The organism is Thioalkalivibrio sp. ALM2T, from assembly GCF_000381505.1.
GTDB lineage: Bacteria > Pseudomonadota > Gammaproteobacteria > Ectothiorhodospirales > Ectothiorhodospiraceae > Thioalkalivibrio > Thioalkalivibrio versutus.
Genome location: NZ_KB906581.1, coordinates 1 through 8,245 on the forward strand (window position 1 = coordinate 1; position 8,245 = coordinate 8,245).

Below are 8,245 nucleotides of genomic sequence, written 5' to 3' on the forward strand. Positions count from 1 at the left end.
GACGAGCTGCTGCAGGCCAACCAAGCGTTACTGACGGTCTACCTCTTACGCGACGAACTCAAGAGACTGTGGTTCCAGCGCAGCCCCGAGCGGACGTACCAGGCGTGGCGGCAATGGGTGCAGCAAGCGCACGAGAGTGGAATCCAGGCCCTGCAGCGCTTCGCACGCCTGCTGGAGCCCTACCTACCCGGCATCGTCTCGCGCTGCCGCCACCGGCTGAACACCAGCGTCGTCGAGGGCATTAACAACACGATCAAGGTCATCAAGCGTCGGGCCTATGGCTACCGCGACCAGGAATACTTCTTCCTCAAAATCCGCGCAGCCTTCCCCGGTAATGCTCGATGAACCACAAAAAAGCCGCCCGCGGCCAGGGGCCGGGGGCGGCTGATGGCTTCGCGGCCCCAAAGGGCCGGAAGCGGGTGCCTTACAGGCTGTAGTACATGTCGAACTCGATCGGATGGGTGGTCATGCGCATCTGCGTGACGTCTTCCATCTTCAGGTCGATGTAGGCATCGATCATGTCGTCGGTGAACACGCCACCCTGGGTCAGGTATTCGCGATCCTGGTTCAGGGCTTCCAGCGCCTGGTCCAGCGAATGGCAGACCTGCGGGATGCCCTTCTCTTCTTCCGGCGGCAGGTCGTAGAGGTTCTTGTCCATCGCGTCGCCCGGGTGGATCTTGTTCTGGATGCCATCCAGGCCGGCCATCAGCATCGCCGCGAACGCGAGATACGGGTTGGCGGTGGAGTCCGGGAAGCGCAGCTCGACGCGACGGCCCTTCGGGTTCATCACGAACGGGATACGCAGCGAAGCGGAGCGGTTGCGGGCGGAGTAGGCCAGCATGACCGGCGCCTCGAAGCCCGGCACCAGACGCTTGTAGCTGTTGGTGGACGGGTTGGTGAAGGCATTCAGCGAGCGGGCGTGCTTGATGATCCCGCCGATGTAGTACAGCGCGGTTTCGGACAGGCCGCCATACAGGTCACCGGAGAACAGATTCTTGCCGTCCTTGGACAGCGACTGGTGCACGTGCATGCCGGAACCGTTGTCACCAACGATCGGCTTGGGCATGAAGGTCGCGGTCTTGCCGTGGACGTGGGCCACGTTCTGGATCACGTACTTCAGGATTTGCACCTCGTCGGCCTTCTGCGTCAGGGTCGCGGGACCCACGCCAATCTCGCACTGGCCGGCGGTCGCCACCTCGTGGTGGTGCACCTCGGTCTCGAGGCCCATCTCGGTCATCACTTCGCACATGGTGGAGCGGATGTCGTGCAGGCTGTCGACCGGCGGGACCGGGAAGTAGCCGCCCTTCACGCCCGGGCGGTGACCGATGTTGCCGTCCTCGTAGACGCGCTCGGAGTTCCAGGAGGCTTCCTGGGAATCCACGCGGCAGTAGGAGCCGGACAGGGTGCTGCCCCACTTCACATCGTCAAAGATGAAGAACTCGTTCTCCGGGCCGAACAGCGCGGTGTCGGCGATGCCGGTGCTCTGCAGGTAGGCCTCGGCGCGGCGCGCCAGGGAGCGCGGGCAGCGGTCGTAGCCCTGCATGGTGGCCGGTTCGACCACGTCGCAGCGGATGTTCATGGTCATGTCTTCGAAGAACGGATCGAGGACCGCGGACTCGGCGTCCGGCATCAGGATCATGTCGGACTCGTTGATTCCCTTCCAGCCGGCGATCGACGAGCCGTCGAACATCTTGCCTTCCTCGAAGGTCTCTTCGTCGATGTCGTGGGCCGGCACGGTCACATGCTGTTCCTTGCCCTTGGAGTCGGTAAAACGGAAGTCGATGAAACGAACTTCCTTTTCCTTGATCTGGTTCAGCACGTCGGCTGCGGACATGGGGATCTCCTTGGTCTTTACTTGAGTCTTCAAAGGTGGCCGGCCGGCCCATTGGGCGCTTGCGCGGCGTCGCGGTTCATTATGCAGGCATCATGCCATCCGGTCCTGTTTGGCCCGGGCGCGCGAAAAACGGGCACCCGGGGCGCCCCGCCGCATCCTGTACGCACCAATCTGGTGCTTTATCTGCACAACTTTCGTGCGCATCGTGGTGGCTCGCACCTAATGAGTGCAGGGCCGGTAGAGTAGCGTGACCTCGCCCAGCATGTCGCCTACCCCGGGATGGCGGTGCAGTCGGTCGGCCAGGGCCTGGGCGCGGGCCTCGAGGTCTGCCGGGGCGGCTGCCCCGTCAAGGCGCAGGGTCAGCGTCATGTGTACCCGACCGCCGAGATAATGCAGCGACAGGTGCTCCACCGCATCCAGCTCCGGGGCGTCCGCCCAGGCCTCGCGCAGCGCCTCCACCAGCGTCGGGCGCAGCGGCAGCATGGAGCTCCGGGCCTGTTCCGCGTCGTTTTCCGGGTCCACGTGCACGGTGATGTCGTTCACCCGGTCATGTGCATCGGTCACCGCGTGGAACACCGCATCGGCAATCCGATGGCCCTCTGAGACCGAGATCATCGGCGCGACCTGGATATGCACGTCCACGACGACTTCGCTGCCGTGGCGGCGCGTGCGCAGCATATGCGCATCCTTGACCCCGGGCACATCCATGATCGTGCGGTGGATGCGCTCGACCTTTTCCGGCTCCAGTGCCGTGTCGATCAGCTCCGCCGCGCTGCGCACGATCAGGCGCCCGGCGATATGCAGGATGAACAGCGCCACGATCAGCGCCGCCAGGGCATCCGCCCACGGGAACCCGGCCACCGCAGCGGCCACCCCGGCCAGCACGAACAGCGAGGAGATCGCATCCGTGCGGTGATGCCAGGCGTTGGCATCCAGCATCCGCGACTGCAGGCGCTTCGCCACCCGGTGGGTGTACTGATACAGGCCTTCCTTGGCCACCAGGGTCAGCAGGGCAAAGGCGATCGCCATGTTTGCGGGGCCGGTCATGGCCTCGGGCTCGACCAGGCGGTTGCCGGCAGCCCAGGCAATCGCCAGACCCGCGAGCGCCAGAAAGACCCCGACGATCACCGTGGCCAGGGTCTCGATCCGCGCGTGACCGTAGGGGTGTTCCTGATCGGGGGAGGCGGCGGCCTTGCTCGCCGCGAACAGCACCACCCCGTCGGTGATCAGGTCCGACAGGGTATGCACGCCGTCCGCCACCAGGGCCTGCGAGTTCAGCAGCCAGCCACTGACGAGCTGCGCCACGGCGAGGAAGCTGTTCACGGCCGCGCCCACCAACGTGACCCGGCGGGTATCACGATAGCGCTGGCCGCTCTCCGGCGTGACCGAAGGTCCGGAATTGGCGAGGGGGTCGCTCAGGGCCACTCTCCCGAACAGAATCAAGGCCCCAGTATGGGCGCGCTTTGGCTGCATGCAAAACGCCCGCGCCAACGCGAGCGGTGGCCGTGGCCGAAGCCGGGCCGATATACTGTCGGCTTTGCCCTGACCCGGGATCCCGCATGTCGCAAGAACGCACCCCGCCCAGCAGCAGCCCGACCTTCCAGGACCTGATCCGCCGCCTGCAGGACTACTGGAACGATCACGGCTGCGTGGTCCTGCAGCCCTACGACATGGAGATGGGCGCGGGGACCTTTCATCCGGCGACCTTCCTGCGCTCCATCGGGCCGGAGCCGTGGCGTGCGGCCTACGTGCAGCCGAGCCGCCGCCCGACCGACGGGCGCTACGGCGACAACCCCAACCGTTTGCAGCACTACTACCAGTTTCAGGTCCTGCTGAAACCCTCGCCGCCGGACATCCAGGCGCTCTACCTGGGCTCGCTGGAGGCGCTCGGGTTCGACACCCTGACCCACGATGTGCGCTTCGTCGAGGACAACTGGGAGTCCCCGACGCTGGGCGCCTGGGGCCTGGGCTGGGAGGTCTGGCTTAACGGCATGGAGGTGACCCAGTTCACCTACTTCCAGCAGGTCGGCGGGCTCGACTGCCACCCGGTCTCCGGCGAGATTACCTACGGCCTCGAGCGCCTGGCGATGTACCTGCAGGGTGTGGAGAGCGTCTACGACCTGGTCTGGACCAACGGCCCGGACGGCCGTGCGATCACCTACGGCGACGTCTACCACCAGAACGAGGTGGAGCAGTCCACCTACAACTTCGAGCGTGCCGACCGCGACGCCCTGTTCGCCGCCTTCGACCAGCACGCGACCGAGAGCGATCGCATGATCGAGCTGGGCCTGCCCCTGCCGGCCTACGAGCAGATGCTGCGCGCCTCGCACAGCTTCAATCTGCTGGATGCGCGCGGCGCGATCTCGGTCACCGAGCGCCAGCGCTATATCCTGCGCGTGCGTGAGCTGTCGCGGAACGTCGCCCGGAAATACTACGAGTCGCGCGAGGCCCTGGGCTTCCCGCTGTGTGCCGAAGACGACGCGAACAAGCCCGACGCCGCCTGAATCCCGCAACCCCGCGCCGGCCGGCCCCCTGGGTCGCGCGGCGTGTACTGGACCCAACCTGGACCCGACATGGCCGAAGCCCGCGAACTCCTGATCGAACTTGGCACCGAGGAGCTGCCCCCGACCGCCCTCGCGCGCCTGCGCGACGCCTTGGCCGAGGGCCTGACCACCCGCCTGCGCGAGGCCGGGCTGGAGCCGGGGGAGCCCGAGGTCTTCGCCACCCCGCGGCGCCTGGCCGTGTTGTTCCCGAGTGTCCCTGCGCGCCAGCCGGACCAGTTGCAGGAGCGCCGCGGCCCGGCGGTAGCCGCAGCCTTCGACGACGCCGGCGAACCGACCAAGGCCGTGCTGGGCTTTGCCCGTTCCTGCGGCGTCGAGGTCGAGCGCCTGGAGCGCGAGACCACCGACAAGGGCGAGTACCTGGTGTTTCGCCAGCTGCAGCCGGGGCGCGCCCTCGGTGAACTGCTGCCGCAGATGCTGGAGGCCGCGCTGGACGCCCTGCCCACACCCAAGCGCATGCGCTGGGGCAGCAGCCGTACCGAATTCGTGCGGCCCGCGCACTGGCTGGTCGTCCTGCACGGGCCCGAGGTGCTGGAGATGACGGTGCTGGAACAAGCGTCCGGTCGGGTGACCCACGGCCACCGCTTCCATCAGCCCGGCGCCCTGGAGCTCAAGCGCGGGAACGACTACGCCGAGCGGCTGCGCAGTCCGGGGTTTGTCGAGCCGTCTTTCGAGGCGCGCCGCGAGCGCATCCTCGAGCAGGTCCACGAGCAGGCGAAGGCCCTGGGCGGGCGCGCGCTGGTGGATGCGGACCTGCTGGACGAGGTGACCGCGCTGGTCGAGTGGCCGGTGGCCCTGACCGGCGGCTTTGATCCGCGGTTCCTGGAGGTCCCGCAGGAGGCGCTGATCTCCACCATGCAGGACAACCAGAAGTACTTCCCGGTGGTCGACGAGGCCGGCCGCATGCAGCCGCACTTCATCGTGATCAGCAACATCGAGTCGCGCGACCCGCACGCGGTGCGCGACGGCAACGAGCGCGTGCTGCGCCCGCGCTTTGCCGATGCCGAGTTCTTCTGGCAGCAGGACCGGAAGAAGCGCCTGGAGGAACGCCTGGAGGCGCTGGACTCGGTGGTGTTCGAGAAGCGCCTGGGCACGCTGCGCGACAAGTCCATGCGGCTGGAGGCCCTGATGCAGCGCCTGGCCGGGCTGATGGGCCTGGACGCGCCCCTCGCCGCGCGCGCCGCACGTCTGGCCAAGTGCGACCTGGTCACCCAGATGGTGTTCGAGTTCACCGAGTTGCAGGGCACCATGGGGCGTTACTACGCCCTGCACGATCGTGAGGACGAGACCGTCGCCGCTGCGATCGAGCAGCACTACTGGCCGCGCCAGTCGGGCTCCGAGCTGCCGGACGCCCCGCTCGCCCAGGCGCTGGCGCTGGCCGATCGCCTCGACACCCTCGTCGGCATCTTTGCGATCGGCAAGCAGCCCTCTGGCACCAAGGACCCGTTCGCCCTGCGCCGCGCCGCGCTGGGGCTGGTGCGCATCCTGGTCGAGCGCGAACTGCCGCTGGCCTTGACCCCCTTGCTGCAGGCCGCCGCCGAACCCATCCGCGAACGCGTGCCGGAGGCCGATCAGGCCGTGGAACCGGTACGCGAGTACATCCTCGAGCGCCTGCGCGGTTACCTGCTGGAACAGGGGCAGGCGCACGAGACTATCGAGGCGGTGGCCGCGGTCGCGCCGGATGCCCCACTGGATTTCGTCCGTCGCGTGCGCGCGGTCAGCCTGTTCCGCGAGCGCCCGGAGGCCGAGGCCCTGGCCGCGGCCAACAAGCGCATCCACAACCTGCTGCGCAAGGCCGGCGAGGAGGCCGAGGCGGAACTCGATCCGGAGGCCCTGGCGCTGGACGAGGAGCGTCAGCTGTACCAGGGGCTACAGGCCGTGCGCCCGGGCGTCGAGCAGGCGGTGGCCGATGGTGACTACCTGCACGCGCTCGGCGAGCTTGCGGGCCTGCGTGATCGCGTGGACACCTTTTTCGACCAGGTGATGGTGATGGCCGAGGACGCCGCCGAGCGCCGCAACCGCCTGGCCCTGCTGCGTGAACTGCGTCGCGCGTTCGAGACCGTGGCCGACATCGGCCGCTTGGCGACGGGGTAGGGCCGGGCGATGCTGCCCCTGATCCGAGGTCTGCTGTTCCAGCTGGGGCTCGTTGGCTCCATCCTGGTCTTCGGCCTGCTGGTGCCGCCGCTGATCTGGCCGTTTTCCCGCCCCGTCCGCTACCGTGTCCTGACCCTGTGGGGCCGGTTCAACGTCTGGTGGCTGCGTGTCAGTTGCGGCATCGATTACCGGGTGCACGGGCGCGAGCACATCGACCCCTCGCGCCCGCATGTGGTGCTGTCCAAGCACCAGTCGGCCTGGGAGACGGTGGCCTTCGTCACGATCTTTCCCATGCAGACCTGGGTGCTCAAGCGCGAATTGATGCGGATCCCCCTGTTCGGCTGGACGTTGTCCATGCTCGATCCGGTACCGATTGATCGCGAGGGCGGACGCCAGGCCCTGGAGAACCTGGTGGCCGAAGGCAAGCAGCGCCTGGACCAGGGCCGCTGGGTGATCGTGTTCCCCGAGGGCACGCGCGTGGCCCCGGGCGAACACGGGCGTTACCGTCAGGGCGGCGCGATGCTCGCAGTGCGTACCGGCTATCCGGTGCTGCCGGTGGCGCTGAACAGCGGGAGCTTCTGGCCGAAAAAGGGCCTGCGGCGCTATCCCGGCACCGTCGAGGTAGTGATCGGGGCGCCAATCGAGACCGCCGGTCGCAAGCCGGTCGAGGTGCTGTCCGAGGCCGAGAGCTGGATCGAGACCACCATGACCGAGATCGAACCTCGCCCCGCCACCCTGTCGACGGAGAAGCCAGATGGCCAGTGAACCCATGATCAGCGCCCCACTGGTCGAACTGCGTGACCGGACCATCTACCGGATCGGCGATTCGGAACCGGCCGTGTGGCTGATCGACGACCTCGAGCTCGGCGGCATCCTGGTGAATGCGCCGATCTATTCCGAGTCGCTCCTGGAGGCGATCCGGGCCATCAGCAAGCCCGCGTACCTGTTCCTGCCCAGCCGGTATGGGGCGCAGGATCTGGATGCCTGGCGCGCTGCGGGGCTGGAGACCCTCACGTTCGAGGCCGAGGCCCCGGCGATCCGCGCAACGGGCGGCGAGATCGATATCGCCTTCAACCGCAAGCAGCGCCTGTCGCGCACTATCGATTTCCTGCCGATGGCCGGCGTAACCGATGGCACCTGTGCACTGCGCCTGAAGAATCTGCCCGGTGTGGTCTTCTTCGGCCCTGCCCTGGCCCCGGGCGCGGACGGCTGGCCCACGCTGATCCAGAACCCTGAGGATCATTCCTTCGAGGCACGCCTGTTCGGTGCCCTCGGAGTGAAGGATCTGAAGTTTGCCTACGCCTTCTGCGACCGCTTTGATCCCGCCACTACGCAGTTCGGCCCGGACGCTGACCAGCACATCCAGGCCCGCATCGAGGCCATCTTCGACGAATAGAGTTTGCTTGCGAGGGCCGAGCCGTAGATACCGTCTTGATCTATGAGTTGCAAGGCATGTCATTACGGGGTTGATACGGGGTTTGCGACTTGAGCACGCCGAAGGCGATGTGCAGGAGCTTGCGCATGGCCGCCCCGATCGCCGCCATCTTGGCCTTGCCCCGCCTCAGGAGGCGGTGATACTGGTGCCGCACGTCCGGGTTGTAGCGGGTGGCCACCACAGCCGCCATGTAGAGCGTCTTGCGCAGCCGGCCCGAGCCGGCCTTCGCCAGTCGCGGGGGCCGCTGGATCGAGGTCCCGGACTCCTGATGGACCGGTACCAGCCCATGGAACGCCGCCGCCTGCCGGGCGCTCGTGAACG

Annotated in this window: 8 protein-coding genes; 5 read left to right on the forward strand and 3 right to left on the reverse strand. The window is 67.3% G+C overall.

Annotated features, from left to right (window positions below; translation table 11 throughout):
* Positions 1–345: ISL3 family transposase (locus F816_RS0113890; RefSeq protein WP_019595207.1), on the forward strand; the 345-nt coding region annotated here is incomplete at its 5' end.
* A 79-nt stretch (positions 346–424) separates the two neighbouring features.
* Here the strand turns inward: F816_RS0113890 and glnA are convergent.
* A complete protein-coding gene (gene glnA, locus F816_RS0113895; RefSeq protein ID WP_018175903.1) occupies positions 425–1,834 on the reverse strand; it encodes a glutamate--ammonia ligase in 1,410 nt (469 codons plus the stop codon).
* Positions 1,835–2,053: 219 nt separating this feature from the next.
* The gene (locus tag F816_RS0113900; RefSeq protein ID WP_026333285.1) at positions 2,054–3,307 is read right to left on the reverse strand and encodes a cation diffusion facilitator family transporter; all 1,254 of its coding nucleotides are present in this window, start codon (positions 3,305–3,307) and stop codon (positions 2,054–2,056) included.
* 86 nt (positions 3,308–3,393) lie between these two features.
* On the opposite strand from F816_RS0113900, the gene glyQ reads away from it, so the two are divergent.
* The 4 genes from glyQ (at position 3,394) to F816_RS0113920 (ending at position 7,885) form a co-directional block, all read left to right on the forward strand.
* The gene (gene glyQ, locus F816_RS0113905) at positions 3,394–4,338 is read left to right on the forward strand and encodes a glycine--tRNA ligase subunit alpha (RefSeq protein WP_019595214.1); all 945 of its coding nucleotides are present in this window, start codon (positions 3,394–3,396) and stop codon (positions 4,336–4,338) included.
* Between the two features lie 69 nt (positions 4,339–4,407).
* Positions 4,408–6,489 carry a glycine--tRNA ligase subunit beta gene (gene glyS, locus F816_RS0113910; protein WP_019595215.1) on the forward strand — a complete coding sequence of 694 codons (2,082 nt, stop codon included), beginning with the start codon at positions 4,408–4,410 and terminating at the stop codon, positions 6,487–6,489.
* A 9-nt stretch (positions 6,490–6,498) separates the two neighbouring features.
* Positions 6,499–7,254 carry a 1-acyl-sn-glycerol-3-phosphate acyltransferase gene (locus tag F816_RS0113915; RefSeq protein WP_019595216.1) on the forward strand — a complete coding sequence of 252 codons (756 nt, stop codon included), beginning with the start codon at positions 6,499–6,501 and terminating at the stop codon, positions 7,252–7,254.
* A complete protein-coding gene (locus F816_RS0113920) occupies positions 7,244–7,885 on the forward strand; it encodes a hypothetical protein (RefSeq protein WP_019595217.1) in 642 nt (213 codons plus the stop codon). The genes F816_RS0113915 and F816_RS0113920 overlap by 11 nt, the downstream gene beginning before the upstream one ends.
* Positions 7,886–7,925: 40 nt before the next feature.
* On the opposite strand, the gene F816_RS0113925 is transcribed toward F816_RS0113920, so the two are convergent.
* Positions 7,926–8,245: IS110 family transposase (locus F816_RS0113925; RefSeq protein ID WP_019594797.1), on the reverse strand; the 320-nt coding region annotated here is incomplete at its 5' end.